General features: G+C 69.0%; 10 protein-coding genes and 1 CRISPR repeat array. Of the genes, 9 read left to right on the plus strand and 1 reads right to left on the minus strand.

Going from position 1 to position 18,319, the window contains the following annotated elements; translation table 11 throughout:
- The first annotated feature begins 116 nt into the window (after positions 1-116).
- The 7 genes from VZQ01_RS20770 (at position 117) to VZQ01_RS20800 (ending at position 13,087) form a co-directional block, all read left to right on the plus strand.
- A complete protein-coding gene (locus VZQ01_RS20770) occupies positions 117-3,437 on the plus strand; it encodes a serine/threonine-protein kinase (protein ID WP_426748772.1) in 3,321 nt (1,106 codons plus the stop codon).
- 14 nt (positions 3,438-3,451) lie between these two features.
- Positions 3,452-4,267 (plus strand): sigma-70 family RNA polymerase sigma factor, encoded by an 816-nt coding sequence (locus VZQ01_RS20775; protein WP_223785815.1) that lies wholly within the window; start codon positions 3,452-3,454, stop codon positions 4,265-4,267.
- Positions 4,267-5,127: a serine/threonine-protein kinase gene (locus VZQ01_RS20780; RefSeq protein WP_426748773.1), complete on the plus strand. Its 861-nt coding sequence runs from the start codon at positions 4,267-4,269 to the stop codon at positions 5,125-5,127. The genes VZQ01_RS20775 and VZQ01_RS20780 overlap by 1 nt, the downstream gene beginning before the upstream one ends.
- 56 nt (positions 5,128-5,183) lie before the next feature.
- On the plus strand, positions 5,184-6,041 hold the full coding sequence (locus VZQ01_RS20785; protein WP_426748774.1) for an SMODS domain-containing nucleotidyltransferase: 858 nt from the start codon (positions 5,184-5,186) through the stop codon (positions 6,039-6,041).
- An 88-nt stretch (positions 6,042-6,129) separates the two neighbouring features.
- Complete coding sequence (locus VZQ01_RS20790) at positions 6,130-7,944, plus strand: SAVED domain-containing protein (protein ID WP_426748775.1); 1,815 nt, start codon at positions 6,130-6,132, stop codon at positions 7,942-7,944.
- A gap of 16 nt (positions 7,945-7,960) precedes the next feature.
- Complete coding sequence (locus tag VZQ01_RS20795) at positions 7,961-9,436, plus strand: SAVED domain-containing protein (protein WP_426748776.1); 1,476 nt, start codon at positions 7,961-7,963, stop codon at positions 9,434-9,436.
- 433 nt (positions 9,437-9,869) lie between these two features.
- A CRISPR array of direct repeats spans positions 9,870-12,369; the repeat unit is 36 nt; unit sequence CCGCCGCTCGCCGTGATGCCGGAAGGCGTTGAGCAC.
- A gap of 148 nt (positions 12,370-12,517) precedes the next feature.
- Positions 12,518-13,087: an imm11 family protein gene (locus tag VZQ01_RS20800; RefSeq protein WP_426748777.1), complete on the plus strand. Its 570-nt coding sequence runs from the start codon at positions 12,518-12,520 to the stop codon at positions 13,085-13,087.
- Positions 13,088-13,105: 18 nt separating this feature from the next.
- Here VZQ01_RS20800 and VZQ01_RS20805 read toward each other — a convergent pair whose 3' ends face one another.
- A complete protein-coding gene (locus tag VZQ01_RS20805) occupies positions 13,106-14,026 on the minus strand; it encodes a hypothetical protein (RefSeq protein ID WP_426748778.1) in 921 nt (306 codons plus the stop codon).
- 291 nt (positions 14,027-14,317) lie between these two features.
- On the opposite strand from VZQ01_RS20805, the gene VZQ01_RS20810 reads away from it, so the two are divergent.
- Positions 14,318-17,302, plus strand: coding sequence for a DEAD/DEAH box helicase (locus tag VZQ01_RS20810; RefSeq protein WP_426748779.1), 2,985 nt, complete (start codon positions 14,318-14,320; stop codon positions 17,300-17,302).
- Positions 17,299-18,273 (plus strand): SWIM zinc finger family protein, encoded by a 975-nt coding sequence (locus VZQ01_RS20815; protein WP_426748780.1) that lies wholly within the window; start codon positions 17,299-17,301, stop codon positions 18,271-18,273. The genes VZQ01_RS20810 and VZQ01_RS20815 overlap by 4 nt, the downstream gene beginning before the upstream one ends.
- The last annotated feature ends 46 nt before the right edge of the window (positions 18,274-18,319 follow it).

Below are 18,319 nucleotides of genomic sequence, written 5' to 3' on the forward strand. Positions count from 1 at the left end.
GCGGGGGATTCCTCGGGTGAGGCCTGGCGGAGTAAATCCTTTCGCATCCCATGCTCCGTGCTCCGTCGTCCCAGGTTGGTCCGTTCCGGTTGCTGCGGCAGTGTGGCTCCGGAGGCATGGGTGAGGTGTTCGAGGCCGTCAACGAGAACACCGGACAACTGGTGGCGCTGAAGCTGCTGTCCCGGGACGCGTCGAGGGAGCCGCAGGTCGTCGCGCGCTTCCTCCAGGAGGGGCGCGCGCTGGTGAAGCTCGACCTCCCGGATGTGGTGCGAGCCTTTCATTGTGAGAAGCAGGCGGACCAGGTGTTCCTGGTCATGGAGTTGCTCGACGGCCAGGACCTGCGCAAGTGGATGGGCAGGCACTCGGGACGCGTGCCGCGCGAGACGGCCTTGGCCCTGTGCGCGCAGGTCGCGCGAGTGATGGCGGAGATCCACGCGAAGGGCATCGTCCACCGGGACCTGAAGCCGGAGAACGTGTTCCTCTGCACTGACGCGAGCTCGGCCCTGGGATATCGGGTCAAGCTGCTGGACTTCGGCATCGCCAAGCTGCCGCCGTACCGTGATGACGGAGTCGCCGCGACCCAGGTCCATACGCATGAGAACGTGCTCATCGGGACCTATCACTACACGGCACCGGAGCAGCTCCGGAGTGCCTCCTCGGCGAAGGTCTCCGCGGACGTCTACTCCCTGGGGGTGATGTTGTTCGAGCTGCTCGCGGGGCAGCGGCCCTTCGAGTCGGAGGAGATGGTCGAGGTCATCTCCGCGCACGTGAACACGCCGCCGCCCTTCCTGGGGCAGTTGGCGCCGACGATTCCGGGGGCGCTCGCGACCTTCGTGGCGTCGATGCTCGCGAAGTCGCCCGAGGAGCGCCCGACGATGGCGCGGTGTCGCGACATGCTGCTCCGGCCCTGGGCGCAGGAGCAGGACGTCTGTCCCGTGCCGGGGCTGGCGTCCTTCAATGAGTCGCAGGCGGAGCTGTTCTTCGGGCGCGGGGCGGAGACGCGCAGGGTGCTCGAGTCTCTGGACGAAGCACGCTCGGGAGGGCGGCGCTGGGTCTCGCTGGAAGGGCCGAGTGGTGTGGGCAAGTCCTCGCTGCTGCACGCGGGCGTGCTGCCGAGGCTCCGTGAGCCACCGCCGCCAGGGCTGCCGCGCTGGGTGGTCGTCGTGGCGAGGCCGTCGTATGAGCCGGTGCGGAGCCTCGCGAAGGCGCTCGTGACGGCCTTCCCCACGCGGGATGTGGATGCGGTGGAGCGAGGGCTGCGAAGCGGGCCCGAGGGCCTGCGGACCTTCGTCCAGACGAACGTTCCTGAAGACAGCTTGATGCTGCTGGTCGTGGAACCGCTGGAGGAGCTCTTCACCTCGGGGAGCGCCGAGCAGTCGGTGCTGGATGGGCTGCTGGTCACTGCCTTGTCCGGGGAGGGGCGGCTGCGGCTGCTGACGTGCTTGCGCAGCGACTTCCTGCACCGGCTGGAGCAGTTGCCGAGGCTTCCCCACCAGCTTCAAGAAGCGATGCGCTTCCCGCTCTTGCCGATGGGTGAAGCGGCGCTGAAGGAGGTCGTCGAGGGGATGGCGCGCCAGGCGGGGATGCAGCTCAGTGAAGGCCTGGCGGAGCGGATGGTGCGCGACGCGAAGGGAGAGGGCGGCGGGCTGCCGTTGCTCGGGCATGCGCTGCGCTCACTGTGGACCTTGAGCGGTGGCGCGCCCCTGACGCACGAGCACTATGACCGGATGGGAGGCGTGGGCGGCGCGCTGTCCCAGCAGGCGGAGCAACTGCTGGCGAGCCTGGGCGAGCAGGGCCGGGAGCGTGCGAAGTGGATCCTGCTGTCCCTGGTCCAGGTGGGACGTGGCGTGCAGGACACGCGGCGGCCTCGTCCCAGGAGCGAGGTGTTGGCGGAGGCGGGAGGTGATGCACTCTCCGAAGAAGCGTTGCTTCGCCTGAGCGGGCTGTCCGGGGTGGCGGGCGGTGAGCCCGGACCACGACTGGTGCTCCTGTCCGGAGGGGCCGAGGTCGAGTCCCAACGTGTGGACCTGGTGCATGAGACGCTGTTGCAGCGGGTCCGCTCGCTCGTCGCGTGGCTGGAGGAGGAGCGGCGAGAGCTGGAGGTGCGCGCGGACGTCGAGGTCGCCGCACGGAACTGGGAAGAGGCCGCGCGGCCGAATGAGTGGCTCCCTCGGGGAACGATGCTGACGCATTACCGGGGCGGTGTCGGCACCCCTGGACGGGGTGTCCATCGGCTGAGTCTTCGCGCGAACGCATTTCTCCAGGCCGCGAGCCGGTTGGAGCGGCGTCGGGTGTGGACCGGCCGCGCATTGGTGGCCGCGGCTTCATTGGCCGTGGTCGTGATGCTTGGAGTGACGGTGCAGGCGTGGGAGCAGCGCGAGCGCGCCGACCAGAACCTCCACCGCATCATGAACTCCGCGGAAGGCATCGTCTCCGACGCGGACTGGGAGTTGAGCTGGATTGCGAACACGCTCGAGGTCCGACGGGCGTTGCTACGTGGCTTGTCGGACTCGCTGGAGGGGTTCTCCGAGGAGGAGCAGCAGCGGCGAGAGGTCCTCTGGCAACGCATCAAGCTTGCCCACCGGATGGCCGACCTGAGCTTCCTGAATGACACGCTGCAGGTCGCAGGTGCGCACCTCCTCCACGCAAGGAACCTCCTGACCCAAGGTGAGGCGCTCGGTTTTGGAGACGAGGGTTACCGCATGCAGTGGGCCTTCAATCAATCGAAGCAGGGCAAGGTCGACCTGGCGGCGGGGCGACTGTCCGAAGCGCGAGCCCTCTTCCTGCAATCCGTCGAGTATTTCGAAGCGCAGCGTGCCGCTGTGCCGCGCTCGGTCTCCGGAGACCGGGACTCCGCGGTGGGCTTGAGTGAGTTGGCGGACCTGGAGCTCGCCGAGGGACGCGCGGGCGAGGCCCTGCGTTGGCTCGAACGCGCCGTTCCGCTGTTCTCCACGCAGGACCCGGACTACGGCGCGTCCCTCTACGCGCAGGGCCTGGCGTATCAGGCGGAGGCGATGCGACGGGCGGGGCGCCTGGCGGACGCGCACCCTCGATTGGATGAGGCCATGATGCTCATGATCCAGGAGGCGAGCACGCATGCCGGGGACCATCACCGCAAGTGGATGCTGGAGTGGGTCCGACTCTGGAGCGCGAGATTGGCCTCTGACGAGGGCCGCTGGACGGACGCAGCGGTGGGCTACACGGCCGCGGTGACTTCCGGGCGCGAGCTGGTCAGGGGGGAGCCCACGAGCAAGCGATTCGCCCTGGCGCTCCTGGAGGCCCTGCGTGGGGCCGAGGCGTTGGCGCTTCGGCGAGGGGATTCCGACCAGGCGGAGGCGCTGCGAAGCGAGGGGTGTGCGCTGGTCCATGAGTTCGTCGCGCGCGACCCGGAGGACGTGCGCTTCAATGCCCTGGCGTGCGAGAGTTTCAAACCGTGACGTGGGGGATGCGCATGGCCGAGCCTTCTTTGTCGGAGTGGTCTTTCGAGGCGCTGTTGCAGCGGGTTCGAGAAGGGGAGAAGGCCGCGCGGGACGAATTGTGGAGCCGTTGTCTGCGACAGGTGTCCCAGTGGGCCGAGAAACAGCGTGCCCAGGTCGAGAAGGTCGGCGCGCGTCCTTCGGACGTCACCCAGGACTCCCTGCTGAAGGCGTTTCAACAGCTCGACCATTTCCAGGGGACCACGGAGGGGGAGTGGTGGGCCTGGCTCCGTCAGATCGTGAGGAACGAGGCCATCGGGACCTATCGACATGGCACCCGGAAGCGGCGCGACGCGACGGCGACGGTGTCGCTGGATGGAGAAGAACTCCTCGGCGTGAAGGCGCAGGAGCGCAGCCCGAGCCAGGTGACGGCACTCCAGGAAGAGTGGCGACGCCTCATCTCCGGCTTCCAGTGGTTGGAAGGTCATCAGCCGGACCAGCACCAGGCCCTGAAGATGTTCCATCTCGATGAGCACCCGGTGAAGGCCATCGCGGAGCACATGGGCAGGACGCCCAAGGCGGTCGAGAGCCTCATGGGGCGTGGGGTGCGCGCCTTGCGTGCCTGGATGGCCGATGAGCCGGTACTGGAGGACCCGCTCTCCACCGAGGCAGCCGCGGAGCGCAACGAGGTGGACGCGGCCTTCTCCAAGTACCTGCGGCTCCTGGAGGCAGGCGGGACGGTGGAGGTCGAAGCCTTCGTGAAGGGCTACCCGGACTGCGAAGAAGAGCTCCGGGGCATGCTCCACTGGATGGACCAACTGCGTGCCTTGGACCCATCCAGGAAGCGCTGATGCCGCTCCACGGGATGCAGTGGGGGCGCTACGTCATCGACAGCCTCGTCGCGGTGGGCGGGTCGAGTGATGTCTATCGGGCTCGTGCGCTCGATGGAGATGGCTGGGTGGCGGTGAAGACCCTGAGCCAGAGCGCGAGTCTTCAGGCGGAGCTGGTCGCGAGGTTCCAGAACGAAGCAGAGGCGCTCCTGTCGCTGCGCCATCCGTATCTGGTCGAGGCGCTCGAGATGGGCACGCCCACGGAAGACGGGCCCCCCTTTCTCGTCCTGGAGTGGCTCCCGGTGAGCTTGCATGAGCTCCTCGCGCGGCGAGGTGGCCGACTGTCGTTGGAGGAAGGTGTCCAGGTGCTGCGCCAGCTCGCGCAGGTGCTCCACTTCCTGCACGAGAAGGGCGTCATCCATCGAGACCTGAAGCCCGAGAACGTCCTCATGGCTTGTTCCGGACCTGCCGCACTGGAGGTCCGTCTCACCGACCTGGGCCTGGCGCGCCTCATCCCGGGAGAGGGGGCACAGGCTCCTTCGCTGTTCGTGTCCACGGCGAGGGATGCGCTGCTGGGGACGGGGGAATACATGGCCCCCGAGCAGTGGACCAGTCCCAAGGGCGTGGACGCGAAGGTGGATGTCTATGCGCTGGGGGTGCTGGGCTTCCGTCTGCTGGTGGGAGCGCCTCCTTTCAGTGCGAGTGAGCGTTCGGGGTTGTTCTTCCTTCACGCGTTCACGCCCCCGCCGCTCGCGCGCCTGGAGGGGCTGGCTCCCGAACCCCTTCGGGTCCTGCTCGGAGCCATGCTCGCGAAGAAGCCGGGGCAGCGGCCCGAGATGGTCGACGTGGCGAGGTCCTTGGACTCGCTCGCGAGGGACTGAGCCCGCCCTGGCGTCCTCTCTCCCTGCTGGGATTTCCCGAGTGGGAGAGGTGCGACATGTGGACCGTGGAGCAGGCGATGCAGAGGCTCGTCGAGGAGCAGGAACTGACTCCCGCCGAGGTCGACAACGTGGAGAGTCAGCACGGCGTGGTGCGTGGGGTCCTGCGCAGGCGACTGTTCTCGGTGGAAGAGTTTCTCTCGGGCTCTTTCAAGCGGGGGACGGCGCTTCGTCCGCTGCACGACGTGGATGTGTTCGTCGTCGTCCCACCACCTCGTGGGTCGCGCACCGCGGACGACCTGCTGCGGGAGGTGCGGCAGGTGTTCCAGGCGGAGTGGCCGAAGCGGACGCCGCCCGTCCTCCAGCGGCACTCCCTGCGCATCGACTTCTCCTCGGGAATCAGCGTCGATGTCGTGCCGGCCTTCGCGCATGAGCAAGGGGGCTACCTGATTCCCCAGCGGGATACGGGCGCGTGGATTCGGACCGATCCGAAGGTGCATCAGGAGGTCTGCGCCCAGGCGGACCGGCTCGCCCTGGGGCGACTCAATCCCCTCATCAAGCTGGTGAAGCAGTGGAATCGCGCTCGGGACAACAGTCCGCTGCGCTCCTTCCATCTGGAGGCGATGTGCTACTCGGCGTTCCCGAAGCCACCCGAGGGCTCGTTGCTGGAGCGGCTCGAACTCCTCTTCCGGCACCTGTCGGAGCGCGTCATGCAGACCTGCCGTGACCCGGCGAAGCTGGGCGTTGCGGTGGATGCTCGGATGGACGACGGGGACCGCGAGGCGGCTCGGAATCTGTTCCAGAACGCCATCCGGGAGGTGCACCTCGCCTCCCAGGAGCGCACGTCGAACCCGGAGCAGGCGCACCAGCGCCTCTCGAAGCTCTTCGGTCCCGTCTACCGCAAGCGGGGGTCCTGAGCCCTCGCAAGAGAAGTGAGCGGGCTCGCGAGGGGTCCACTTCGCGTTGGCGTCTTCCTCGATGGACGACGTCAACCGAGGTGCGCACATGTCGAACGTGGAGCTGTCCATCAACGCCAGGACCCAGGCGCTCATCCTTCGTTACGAGCACGACCGGCCCGTCATCGAGGACGCGGCACGCCAGACGCTGACGCGTGAGGGTCTGGAGGGTTATCGCGACGTGGCCAGCGCGGTGCTCCATCCGTACGACGAGAAGCTCAGCGTGCGCTCGCCGCGGGGGGAGGAGTGGGCGGGGGCCTTCCTCGAGAACGAGCGCTTCGCGAGCGCGCTCATCAGCAAGGAGAAGGAGCTGGGGCTGGACCACCTGTCGGTGCACCTCTTCGGCTGCGCGCCGCTGGAGCTGATGCTCCACCTGGCTTCGTGCCTGCCCCGACGTCGCCTCCGGGTGTACCAGCAGTCCGGGAGCGGCGAGTGGTCGCTCGGCTTCGACCGGACGATGGCCGCAGCGTCCGAGGACTTCCTCGAGGTGGAGGGGCTGCCGAAGGCGAAGCAGGGCGGCTCGGGCGTGGTGGCGCTCGTCGTGGAGGTGACTCGCGCCATCGGCGACCAGGCGCTGGAGGCGTTCCGCAGGAAGCATGGCGCGAACCTCCTGGCCGAGGTCCGCGTGCGCCCGGTGCGTGGGCCTGGGCCGGCGGCCATCCAGAGCCCCGCGGAGGTGTCGCGCGCGGCGGAGCAGCTCCGCGGTGTGCTCGGGGATTTGCACGAGCGGCTGGGCGGCGCGACGTCGGTGCTGCTGGCGATGGACTGCCCGGGGAGCTTCGCCGCCGCGCTGGGCACGGCGGTGAACGTGAACACGCAGCTCCCGCTGTGGCTCCACCACTACGACGCGGACCGGAGGCAGTACCTGCTCGTCCAGGAGATGAAGGCCGGACGCACCGCGCCCCTGGCGGTGGAGTACACGACCGCGCAGTTCGCGGTGGCGGCGAAGGTCCTCGGCGAGGTGCGGAAGGTCCACCAGGAGCTGGTGTCCTGGTTGTCCGAGCCCGCGCAGCAGGACCTCCTGTCGGAGCTGAGCGAGCAGGACCGGACGCACTTCGTGCGCGGCTCCGTCGAGGATGCGCCGTCGACCGGACCCATCGAGATCTACCGGCACTTCGAGGGCAAGTGGGGCTTCGACGTGGGGATGTTGCTGGCCCTCAAGGAGCTGAAGGACCGCGTGGGCAGTGAGGACTGGAAGGAGTGCGTCCGGCTGTACATGGTCCACGAGGTCTTCCACGTCCAGCAGGGCGGGCTGACCTCGTACACCTACAGCGGGAGCGGGCGCACGGGCTTCGTGCTGGAGGCGGCGGACTTCGACGCGGACGCCATCTCCATCGAGGTGGCGCTGGAGTGGCGCAAGTCGAAGCAGGAGGGGACGGTGGCGGGCGAGGGTGAGACCCGGACGATGGAGCGCATCATCTGGAACGCGATGGAGAGCCTGCGCATGTTCGAGCCGGAGACGCCCATCCGGACGCTCTCCGAGCGACGGCTGCGCCGCTACCTCATCTGGATGTTCCAGGTGTGCCGGCTCAGCGCGCTGAAGCTGACCTCCGCGCGAGGACCCGCGCCGAAGCTGGAGCGCGCGACGGTGGAGATCGCCGGCCTGAAGACGTCGCCGGACCCGTTCGAGACGTACTCGCAGCAGCGGGTGGACCTGCTCGACGTGGACCTGGATGACGAGCTCATCACGGGGGTCTACTTCCAGCGCAAGCTGGTGCGAGACCCGGATCGTCGCTGGGTGAAGCGCGTGCTCGAGGCGCTCAGCCGCTGGGGCGAGAAGCCGCGCGAGGACGCGCAGGACGAGATGCGGCGGCTCTTCGAGGAGTTCTTCAACCGTCATCGCGAGCTGGTTCAGTCCCGCTGAAGGAGCGCGGTCCGCCATGGGAGAGCAGAGCGCATCCCGGCTCGAGGGAGACCGGTATCAGTACCTGTACGCCTGGCACGAGCTGCTCCGACTGTTCGACGCGGAGTGTCCCTTCGAGCACGGCTATCTGGAGCATCCCGAGGCGGGCTCCGCGGACGACGTGACGCTGCACGCGCGCGAGGGCTCGGGCGTGGCGAGCCGCTTCGTGCAGGTGAAGTGGCACGTGGACCACCGTGAGGTGTACTCGCTGGACTCGCTCACGGAGGCGCAGCGCGGGAAGGGACGCCCGTTGCTGCACAAGCTCTTCACGAGCTGGCGTGCGCTGCGTGCCCGAGGGCCCGTGGAGGTGTGGCTCGTGAGCAACTGGGGGGCGGAGGAGCGGCTCGGGCGCTACCTGGTGGGCCGGGACCACTCGCTGGCGCCGGAGTTCTTCTCGGAGTCTCGGCCTGGTGCGTTCGGAGAGGGGGGCTCGCGGTGGGCCGAGCGGTGCGAGACGACGCCCGAGGAGATGGCGTCGTTCCTCGGGGACCTGCGCTTGCGGTTGGGGTTCGCGAGCATCCGGGACCTGGAGGAGCAGGTCGACTGGCGCATGGACGGGCTCGGGTTGCGGCAGGGCGTGAACCCGAGGGCCATCGTGCTCGATGCGATGCGCGAATGGGTGGAGCGCTCGGGGGAGGTGAAGCGGGTGACGCGCGAGTCGCTGGTGGCGTTCCTGCGGGCTCGGGAGCTGTTCGCGCCGTTGGAGGAGGGGCCCACGGTGAGCCTGTGGGTGCATGGGTGGGCGCGGCGCAGGTGGGAGGGGCCGCCGCCCACGGAGGAGCTGGATTGGACGGGATGCTTCGACCGGGACACGCGGCGTCATCCGGAGGAGGCGGTGTGGGGTGAGCGGCTGTGGCCGGAGCTTCGGGCGGCTCGGAAGCGGCTGATGGAGCGGGCGGAGGGGGCGCTGGTGGATGTCCGGGGGAAGGTGCCGCTGAGCGTGTCGCTGGCGGTGGGCTCGCAGTTCTCGGAGGCCGCGGGCTTCCGACTCCGGGCCGAGCAGTTCACGCGGGGGGAGACGTTCCTGTGGCGCTCGGACGTGGGGGCCTCGGAGCGGAGGCTGCGCGCCGTGGAGCGCGAGGGGGCGCCGGATGGTCAGGCGTTGCTCGTGGTGTTCCAGCTCACGGGGGACGCGGGGGCGGAGCGGGAGCGCTTCGAGGTCGAGCACCCGGGTGTCCACCGCGCGGTGTTGGTGCTGGAGCCGGAGGAGGGGACTGGGGACGGTGCGGTGCGCTCGGCGGGGGACGCGGTGTCGTTCGCTGTGCAGGCTCGGGAGTTCATTCGTCGCGCGCGGAGCCAGTACCGGGTGCGGACGACGCACCTGTTGCTCTACGCGCCCTCGACGTGTGCCTTGTTCCTGGGACAGCGGCTCAACGCCGTCGGGCCCGTGGTGGTGCATGAGCTCGCGCTGGATGGACGGTATGTGCCCGTGCTCACGGTGCAGACGGGGTGAGGGGCCTGCGGCTTGGGGAGGGGGTGATTGTTGTTGGAGGTGTCTGTCTTGAAGGGGTTGGCGTGGTCCTGTCTGTAGGACGCGGTGCTGTCATGGGTTTTCGGGGTGGGCGTGAGGAACTTCGCTGAGTGGAGGTGGTGATGGTGCGGGTGGGGCGAAGGAGTGTGCGGGCGACCGATGTGTGGGATTGGACATTCAAGCACCTCGGCGTGGCGAGGGCCGCGGAGCTTGAGGCGGGTGAAAAGTCGTGGGGTGACGCGGGGTTGGGGCTCTTTGACAGGTGAATAGGTGCTTAATGGGGGAATGGGTGAGGGATTTCAATGGGTTGGGTGATGTGGGATGTCGCGTTGGCGTTGGAGTTCGTGGACAGGGTGGGGGTGCTTGAAAACGGGGGTGGTAAGAGGGCGGAATCGTTTGGGATTCCAGGGCGGCTCCGCCGCTCGCCGTGATGCCGGAATGCGTTGAGCACCCTCCGAGTCGCCTCCCGTGTTCAGCTCCCAAGTCATCGCCGCTCGCCGTGATGCCGGAAGGCGTTGAGCACCTTGCGGAGCGCCTTGTAGACCAACAACTCCAGATCCGCCGCTCGCCGTGATGCCGGAAGGCGTTGAGCACCAACACGGCCAACACCGCCAGGAGGGCCAGCCACGGCCGCCGCTCGCCGTGATGCCGGAAGGCGTTGAGTACTCCTCCGCGCGCGGCACGCCGCCCGTCCAGCCGCTGGAGCCGCCGCTCACCGTGATGCCGGAAGGCGTTGAGCACTTCTTTCTTAGCCATATCCAATGCAAATTGGCCCACCACCGCTCGCCGTGATGCCGGAAGGCGTTGTGCACTCGTGCTTACCCTCCTGCATCTTCATCGCGGCCATAACCGCCGCTCGCCATGATGCAGGAAGGCGTTGAGCACCGGATGACTAGGCCGTGGTTCTCGGTGCAGGCCTCGAAGACCGCCGCTCGCCGTGATGCCGGAAGGCGTTGAGCACATGACGGCCCGGTTGCAGGTACACAGCTCGGGCCCGCCGCTCGCCGTGATGCCGGAAGGCGTTGAGCACAACCCGTCAACGCTGTGCGTGACGTTCGCCCCGATGGACCGCCGCTCGCCGTGATGCCGGAAGGCGTTGAGCACCTGAGAGTCTTAGCCATGTAGAAGTCAGTCGTTGCCACCGCCGCTCGCCGTGACGCTGGAAGGCGTTGAGCACTTGTAGAAGTTCGCCCCCACCACAGCCACGATGGGAGTTCCGCCGCTCGCCGTGATGCCGGAAGGCGTTGAGCACTACTTCGTCATGTTGGAGGAGCCAAGCAGGCAAGCCGCCGCTCGCCGTGATGCCGGAAGGCGTTGAGCACGAACCTTGTCAGCATCCTTCACAAAGGGGGTCTCGGACCGCCGCTCGCCGTGATGCCGGAAGGCGTTGAGCACCAGTGAGCCATCATAACCTCGGATAGGAGTCCCCTGCCGCCGCTCGCCGTGATGCCGGAAGGCGTTGAGCACGTGATTTCCTTCTGCTTCTTCCAGCTCTTCAACCACCCGCCGCTCGCCGTGATGCCGGAAGGCGTTGAGCACGGGGTGAGAATCTGCGATGTGAAGTGATCACATCCGTCCGCCGCTCGCCGTGATGCCGGAAGGCGTTGAGCACCGTTTGGCCAATAGGCCACCTCGCTGCCATGGAACCGCCGCTCGCCGTGATGCCGGAAGGCGTTGAGCACCGATGCGCTTGTCACCGTATGCCCTCAGCAGGCGCCCCGCCGCTCGCCGTGATGCCGGAAGGCGTTGAGCACCGGAGGTCGGCCATCGTGGCGCTGTCATCGAGTCGCGCCGCCGCTCGCCGTGATGCCGGAAGGCGTTGAGCACTCTCGCCACTCCCTGCTCAACTCCTCGTACTCCCTCGGTCCGCCGCTCGCCGTGATGCCGGAAGGCGTTGAGCACTAACTACAGCCCAAGCATATGGAATATTAGAAGCCGCCGCTCGCCGTGATGCCGGAAGGCGTTGAGCACCGATAGATGTTGCTACCATCCTTCAACTTAAAATCCTTCCGCCGCTCGCCGTGATGCCGGAAGGCGTTGAGCACGAGAAGGGCGAGCAGTTTCACCGCATCGAACCCCGCCGCCGCTCGCCGTGATGCCGGAAGGCGTTGATCACCGAACCGGCCCGTCACGAAGATGCGCGGCTCATCCCAGTCCGCCGCTCGCCGTGATGCCGGAAGGCGTTGAGCACAGTCGACCCGCGCCTTGACGTAAGTCAGTTATCCCGCCGCTCGCCGTGATGCCGGAAGGCGTTGAGCACAAGTTCGTTGACGATTTCAGCCGTGTCGTCATCGCCCCCGCCGCTCGCCGTGATGCCGGAAGGCGTTGAGCACACGTAGTGCTGCTCACGCACCGTCATCGACTCGCCGACCGCCGCTCGCCGTGATGCCGGAAGGCGTTGAGCACATAATCGAAAAGGTTACTGGTATTGTCGAAGATCACCACCGCCGCTCGCCGTGATGCCGGAAGGCGTTGAGCACCACGGCAGGTGGTGCAGCTCGGTGCGGGACTCGAAGTCCGCCGCTCGCCGTGATGCCGGAAGGCGTTGAGCACGGCAGACGTTGAACTTACCGTCCGCAACCTGGCCGCCGCTCGCCGTGATGCCGGAAGGCGTTGAGCACCCGGGGAGTCCGTGCACGCCAACCAGAGGATACCCAGCCGCCGCTCGCCGTGATGCCGGAAGGCGTTGAGCACGTGGCCCGAATCGCGGGATCCTTCGTGACGCTCAGCAGGCCGCCGCTCGCCGTGATGCCGGAAGGCGTTGAGCACTTGAACGGCGCGAGCTTCTCTTTTTTCTCCGCTTCCTCCGCCGCTCGCCGTGATGCCGGAAGGCGTTGAGCACCTGCGCATCGTCGCGATGACGTGATCCGGATAGCTGACCGCCGCTCGCCGTGATGCCGGAAGGCGTTGAGCACGTGGCGACGTCGTGATTCATGCCGATGCGGCTCCGTCGCGGCCTGTCGGGTCGCGCTCGAGAGGGAGCTTGCTCGGATTGCGCGGGATCTCGTAAGGGAAGGGTCCAAGCTACGGAAGCTCATCGTGAAGGGCGCCGAGGAGTGAGTCGTGGAGCGACGGTTCTTCGATTTGAACTCGGACGAGTACGTCAAGGGGCGCTGGTATCTCGGGGACCCGACCCATCTGGACGGCGGGGAAGTTGAAGACGTCTGGCGGTTCTCGGACGGTGTTCCCGTCGAACTCTCCGAGAGGCTGCGTCTGCCGGTGCGCACGCCCGGAACCGCGCTCGATATCGAGTTCGCGGGAGTGGGCCTCGTGCCGATTGTCTCCGCACGAGTCGCGTCCGTTTTCCGAGAGTTGGCGCCCGACGATGTTCAGCTCTTCCCCGTGGAGGTCGAGGGGACGAGCGAGGCCTGGTTCCTGCTCAACGTGGCCAGACAGCTCCGCTGCATCGACGACGAAGCCTCCGAAGAGGTCCAGCTCCGCACGGCGGAGGACTATGAGGACCGGATTGGAGAGTATGGCTCCGTCATCGGGTTGCGAATCGACAAGTCGAAGGTCGGCGCCGAGAAGGTGTTCCGATTGTGGGGTTGGCGCGTACCGCTCATCGTCGACGAAGAGGTGAAGGACGCCCTGGAGGCGAATGGCATCCAGGGAGGACGCTTCGACGAGGTGTGAGGCCCGGAGGTCACAGCCTCAGGGCAGCGTCACGGGGACGGACTGGAGCGCTCCACCCGGGATGTCCGTGGGGAGCATCAGCTCGGGGCGGCCTCCCGGCGTGCCTCCGTTCTTGTACGTGTTGAGCTGCCCCGAAATCATCCACTGGCCCGGCTGGCCCAAGGGGCCCTGCGCGTAGTGGATGAAGGGCGTGGAGCCCGTCGGGAGGTTGTGCTTGCCGGTGGGGTGCGAGTAGTCGCTGGGCGTGTAGCTCCCCGCGGGCTTGAGGTTCGGGTGCTGCGACAGGAAGCCGTCCAGCTCCGCCTTGCCGTTCTTCGAGTAGTCCGCGTGGTGCAGGAAGGACAGGTTGTTGTTCTTCGTGTCGTGCAGCGCATGCACGGCGCAGCCGTTGAGCGCGCCCGTCACCACCATGTTCGGCTCGCCGGGACGCGGATGCAGCGGCACCCCCTGGATGCCCGCGAACTTGCCCTCGCCCGTCGAGAGGTAATGCATGTAGTGCGCCGGGACGCCCGGGCTGCCCGCGGGCGAGAGCGACAGGTTCGTGTTGTTCTGGTACTTGTGGGCGTTGAGCGACACCAACGAGTCGCTGGCGTTGACGAAGGGCTTCTGCGCGGTCGGCAGCGCCACGCCCTGCGGCGCGCCGCTCGGGAACATGTTGTAGGAGTTCAGGACGTTCTGCCCCGCGTGGCCCAGCGGGTTGGCGCCGAACGACGAGGTGACGTCCTTGCCCGGCTGCTTCGTGGGCGGGGTGTTCACCTTGCTCGACGAGGGCTTGCTGCCCTGCGTGTCGAACCCGTCCTGCACGGAGTTCAGCTTGGTGGGCGCGGGCTTCGTCTCGACGGGCGGCGGGGCGCTCGGCTTGTTCGCGTCGCTCCCAGTGCCCGAAGGGCCCTTGGTGCTGAAGGGGTTCTTGAAACCGCCGAGCTTGATGCCTTTCACGGAGAGACTCCTGTCGTCGAGGGGATGGATGGCGCGTCGAGGGTGACTTGCAAGGCTCCATGGCAACTTCCACGCCAGCCGGGCCCCCCTCCCGCGCTCTCAGGACGCACTGGCACTTGTGGGGAAAGGGACCCCACCCCGGCGCACGCCAGCTGATGTCTCCTGTCCATCCCCTGATGTCTCCAGTCACCACCCCGAGGCCTGGACGCAGGGGTCGGACCGATGACCCGGGTGCCTGCTTCCGCTTCATTGTCCTGGTGCCCCAAGGACTCGGGCTTACATTCCAGCCCGATGCCCCTCGTCTTCCTGCCCGACGTCGAGTCGCTGTTCCTCTGGGGAACCGAGCCGCTCCCTCGCGTGCTCTCCGACCTGCGCGGCTCGGGCGACGCATCCTCCACCCTCCTCGTCACGCCCGACGGACCGCGCGAGTGTGCGGGACACACGTTGCCGCTCGCCGCCACCGTCGAGCGACTCGCCGTGGTGCCCGCCTCCGAGGTCGACACGTTCCCCGGCTCCCTCGCGCTCTGGACGCTCGCCAGCAAGCTCGCGCTGGAGCTCATCGCGCGGGAGCGAGTGGCGCCCACCCTCCTGCGCAGGAATGAGCGCATCGAGGCGCGCTGGGCCGCGGCCCTCTCCGCCGCAGAGGACTCCGGCCGCGTCGTCGCCCTTGCCCGGAGCATGCCCGCCGCCGCCCACGCCGTCCCCGTGGACGCCGGTCCCACTCCCTCCGTCTGGGCCCCCGAGGCCCTGCTGCGCGCCTTCCTCGACGCCACCGTGGATGCCTTCGTTCGCGCCGCGCGCGGCGGTGGGCCCTCGCTGCCTCCTCGCGCCACCTCGCGTCGCCCGGCCTCATGGGACGAGCGCTGGCGCGCGGCGCTCTCCGGGCCTCGCCGCGACTTCGCCCCCGAGGGCTTCGCCGAGCGCTCCGTCGTCGACGAGCTGACGCGCTGGAGCGAGCCCGCGCTCGGCGCGAGGGACCGGCTGCGCGCCTGCTTCCGGCTCGAGCCTCCGACGGCGGACCGCGAGCCCTTCGTGCTGAGCTTCCACCTCCAGGCCCCGGATGACCCGAGCCTGCTCGTGTCCGCCGCCGACGTCTGGGAGACCCGCGGACGCCACCTGGAGAAGCTCGGCCGCGCCTTCCGTGACCCGCAGGAGTCGCTGCTCGAGGCGCTCGGCCGCGCCGCCCGGCTCTTCTCCCCCATCGGCCTCGTGCTCGAGAGCCCGCGTCCCCAGGCCCTCCTGCTCGAACCCGACACCGCGTGGACGTTCCTCTCCGAGGGCGCTCGGTTGCTCGCCGACGCGGGCTTCGGTGTCATCGTCCCCGGTGAGCTCACCTCTTCGGGCCGACGCCGCCTGCGTCTGCGCATGCGCGTAGGCGCGAGCGTCCAGACCGCCGGCGTCGTCGAGGGCACCTCGGGCCTGGGGCTCGACTCGCTCCTGCGCGTGGACTGGGACGCCGTGCTGGGCGACACGCCGCTCTCCGCGCGCGAGCTCGCGCTGCTCGCCCAGCGCAAGGCCCCGCTCGTGCGCTTCCGTGGCGCGTGGGTCGCGGTGGATCCCCACGAACTCGACGCCATCCAGCGCCACCTCGCCGAGGGCCCCGGCCACCTGTCCGCGAGCGAGGCCGTGCGCGTGGCCCTGCTCGGAGAGACGCGACACGGACAGCTCCCCGTCACCGTCCTCGCCACCGGCGCGCTCGAGGAGCGCCTGGGCCGGCTGCGCTCGGGCGGCACCACCGCGCAGCCCGCCCCCGAGGCCCTGCGCGCCACGCTGCGGCCGTATCAAGCGCGTGGACTGCACTGGCTGGACACCCTGGCGTCGCTCGGGCTCGGCGCGTGCCTGGCCGACGACATGGGCCTGGGCAAGACGGTGCAGGTGCTGGCGTTCCTGCTCCGGAGGCTCGAGCGTGCTCCGCGCGAGGTGCGCCCCACGCTGCTGGTGGCGCCCACCTCCGTGGTGGGCAACTGGGAGCGAGAGGTCGCCCGCTTCGCCCCCTCGCTGCGCCTGACGCCCCACTACGGCGCCGAGCGCGCTCGCGCGGTGAAGGACCTCCCGCGCGGCCCGGGCTCGCTCGTGCTCACCTCCTACGGCCTGCTGCGCCGCGACGCCGAGCTGCTCGCGCGCGTGGACTGGGCCACGGTGGTGCTCGACGAGGCGCAGAACATCAAGAACGCCGCCTCGGCCACGGCGCGCGCGGCCCGGGCGCTCTGCGCCAGCGAGCGCTTCGCCCTCACGGGGACCCCGGTGGAGAACCGCCTCGCGGAGCTGTGGTCCATCCTCGAGTTCGCCAACCCTGGCCTGCTCGGGCCGCTGGAGACCTTCCGGCGCGAGCTGGCGCTGCCCATCGAGCGCTATGGCAGCCAGGACGCCGCGCAGCGCCTGCGCCGCATCACCGGCCCGTTCGTCCTGCGCCGCCTCAAGAGCGACCCGAACATCATCGCGGACCTGCCGGCGAAGAACGAGATGAAGGTCGTCTGCACGCTCACGCGAGAGCAGGCCTCGCTCTACAAGGCCGTGGTGGATGAGGAGTTGCGCCGCATCGAGGACGCCGACGGCATCGAGCGCCGGGGCCGCGTGCTCGCGCTGCTGCTGTTCACCAAGCAGATCGCCAACCACCCCGCGCAGTACCTTGGCGAGTCGGGGCCCTTGCCGGGGCGCTCGGGGAAGCTGGCGCGCGTGACGGAGATGCTCGAGGAGGCCCTGTCCGCGGGGGACAAGGCGCTCGTCTTCACCCAGTTCCGCGAGATGGGAGACCGGCTGGTGACGCACCTGTCGGAGCAGCTGGGGCAGGAGGTGCTGTTCCTGCACGGCGGCACGTCGCGCAAGTCGCGCGACGAACTGGTGCGACGCTTCCAGGAGGAGCCCCGCGGCCCGCGCGTCTTCGTGCTGTCCGTCAAGGCCGGCGGCACGGGCCTCAACCTGACGGCGGCGAGCCATGTCTTCCATTACGACCGCTGGTGGAACCCCGCCGTCGAGGACCAGGCCACGGACCGCGCGTACCGCATCGGCCAGACGCGCGCGGTGCAGGTCCACAAGCTGGTGTGCGCGGGCACCGTCGAGGAGAAGATAGACACGCTGCTCGAGCAGAAGCGCAGGCTCGCCGAGCGCGTCGTGGGCACGGGCGAGCACTGGGTGACCGAGCTGGACACGGCGGCGCTGCGCGAGCTGTTCTCGCTGTCCTCGGGCGCCGTCGCGGATGAGGCGGAGGAGCACGAGGCGCCCGGGCCGAGCGCACCCCGACGACGCGCGCCGCGCCGGAAGGGGGTGGCGTCATGAGCCGCTGGAATGACTGGGGTTGGACGTCCGCGCCGAAGCGGCCGCCTCCCGAGCACGGCATCAAGATGAAGAAGGCCGGCGTGACGTGGTGGGGCCAGCGCTGGTTGGAGGCGCTCGAGCGTGTGCTGGCGGGGGACTCGAGGCGATTGGCCCGGGGGCGCACGTACGCGCGGGCCGGGCGGACGCATGACCTGGTCATCCGCGGGGGCGAGGTCACCGCGAAGGTGACGGGCTCGCGGCCCCGGCCCTATGTCATCTCGCTGAAGCTGGGACAGCTCGACGAGGACGTGTGGACGAAGGCCATCGCCGGGATGGGCGGCAAGGCGCAGTACAGCGCGGAGCTGCTGGCGGGGTCGATGCCCCAGGACATCGACGTGGTGTTCCGCGCGGCGGGCGTGAGCCTGTTCCCGCAGCGGCGCGAGGACCTGGTGACGAGCTGCTCCTGCCCGGACTGGGGAGACCCGTGCAAGCACGTGGCCGCCACGCACTATGTGCTCGGCGAGGCGCTGGACCGCGACCCGTTCCTCCTGTTCGAGCTTCGCGGCAGGACGAAGGAGCAGGTGCTGGGGGCCCTGCGGGCCACGCGCGGGAGCGGGAAGGCGGGCGCGCGGCGTCCGGCTTCGCCTTCGACGAAGCAGCGGGGGAAGTCGGAGGCGCTGGGCGTCGTCCCCGAGGTGCCGGGGGTGAGGTTGGGGAAGCTGACCTCGGCGGACTATGACCAGCCGCGCGCGCCGCTGCCCGCGCTGAGTTTCTCGTTCGACGCGCCGGAGCTGGAGGGGGCGGTGCTGCGGCAGTTGGGGACGCCGTCATCCTGGGGCGGGCAGGAGGGGCCCGGGGAGGTGCTGGCGCCGCAGGTCCGCGCGGCGGCGGAGGTCGCGCGGCGCATCGCGCTCCAGGAGGGAGGCGAGGACGCGGCGCCGAAGCCACGCGCGAAGGGGGCGGCGCGGGCCTCGAAGCGGCGAGGGCGCTGAGCGGGGCCGGTGAAAAAAGCGAGGGGGCGCGAGGGGACGACGTGGC

The organism is Myxococcus faecalis, from assembly GCF_050039385.1.
Classification (GTDB): domain Bacteria; phylum Myxococcota; class Myxococcia; order Myxococcales; family Myxococcaceae; genus Myxococcus; species Myxococcus fulvus.

Bases quoted from the DNA above. Each gene is read 5' to 3' on its own strand.
- VZQ01_RS20770 (WP_426748772.1), top strand. From the start codon at position 117: ATGGGTGAGGTGTTCGAGGCCGTCAACGAGAACACCGGACAACTGGTG.
- VZQ01_RS20775 (WP_223785815.1), top strand. From the start codon at position 3,452: ATGGCCGAGCCTTCTTTGTCGGAGTGGTCTTTCGAGGCGCTGTTGCAG.
- VZQ01_RS20780 (WP_426748773.1), top strand. From the start codon at position 4,267: ATGCCGCTCCACGGGATGCAGTGGGGGCGCTACGTCATCGACAGCCTC.
- VZQ01_RS20785 (WP_426748774.1), top strand. From the start codon at position 5,184: ATGTGGACCGTGGAGCAGGCGATGCAGAGGCTCGTCGAGGAGCAGGAA.
- VZQ01_RS20790 (WP_426748775.1), top strand. From the start codon at position 6,130: ATGTCGAACGTGGAGCTGTCCATCAACGCCAGGACCCAGGCGCTCATC.
- VZQ01_RS20795 (WP_426748776.1), top strand. From the start codon at position 7,961: ATGGGAGAGCAGAGCGCATCCCGGCTCGAGGGAGACCGGTATCAGTAC.
- VZQ01_RS20810 (WP_426748779.1), top strand. From the start codon at position 14,318: ATGCCCCTCGTCTTCCTGCCCGACGTCGAGTCGCTGTTCCTCTGGGGA.
- VZQ01_RS20815 (WP_426748780.1), top strand. From the start codon at position 17,299: ATGAGCCGCTGGAATGACTGGGGTTGGACGTCCGCGCCGAAGCGGCCG.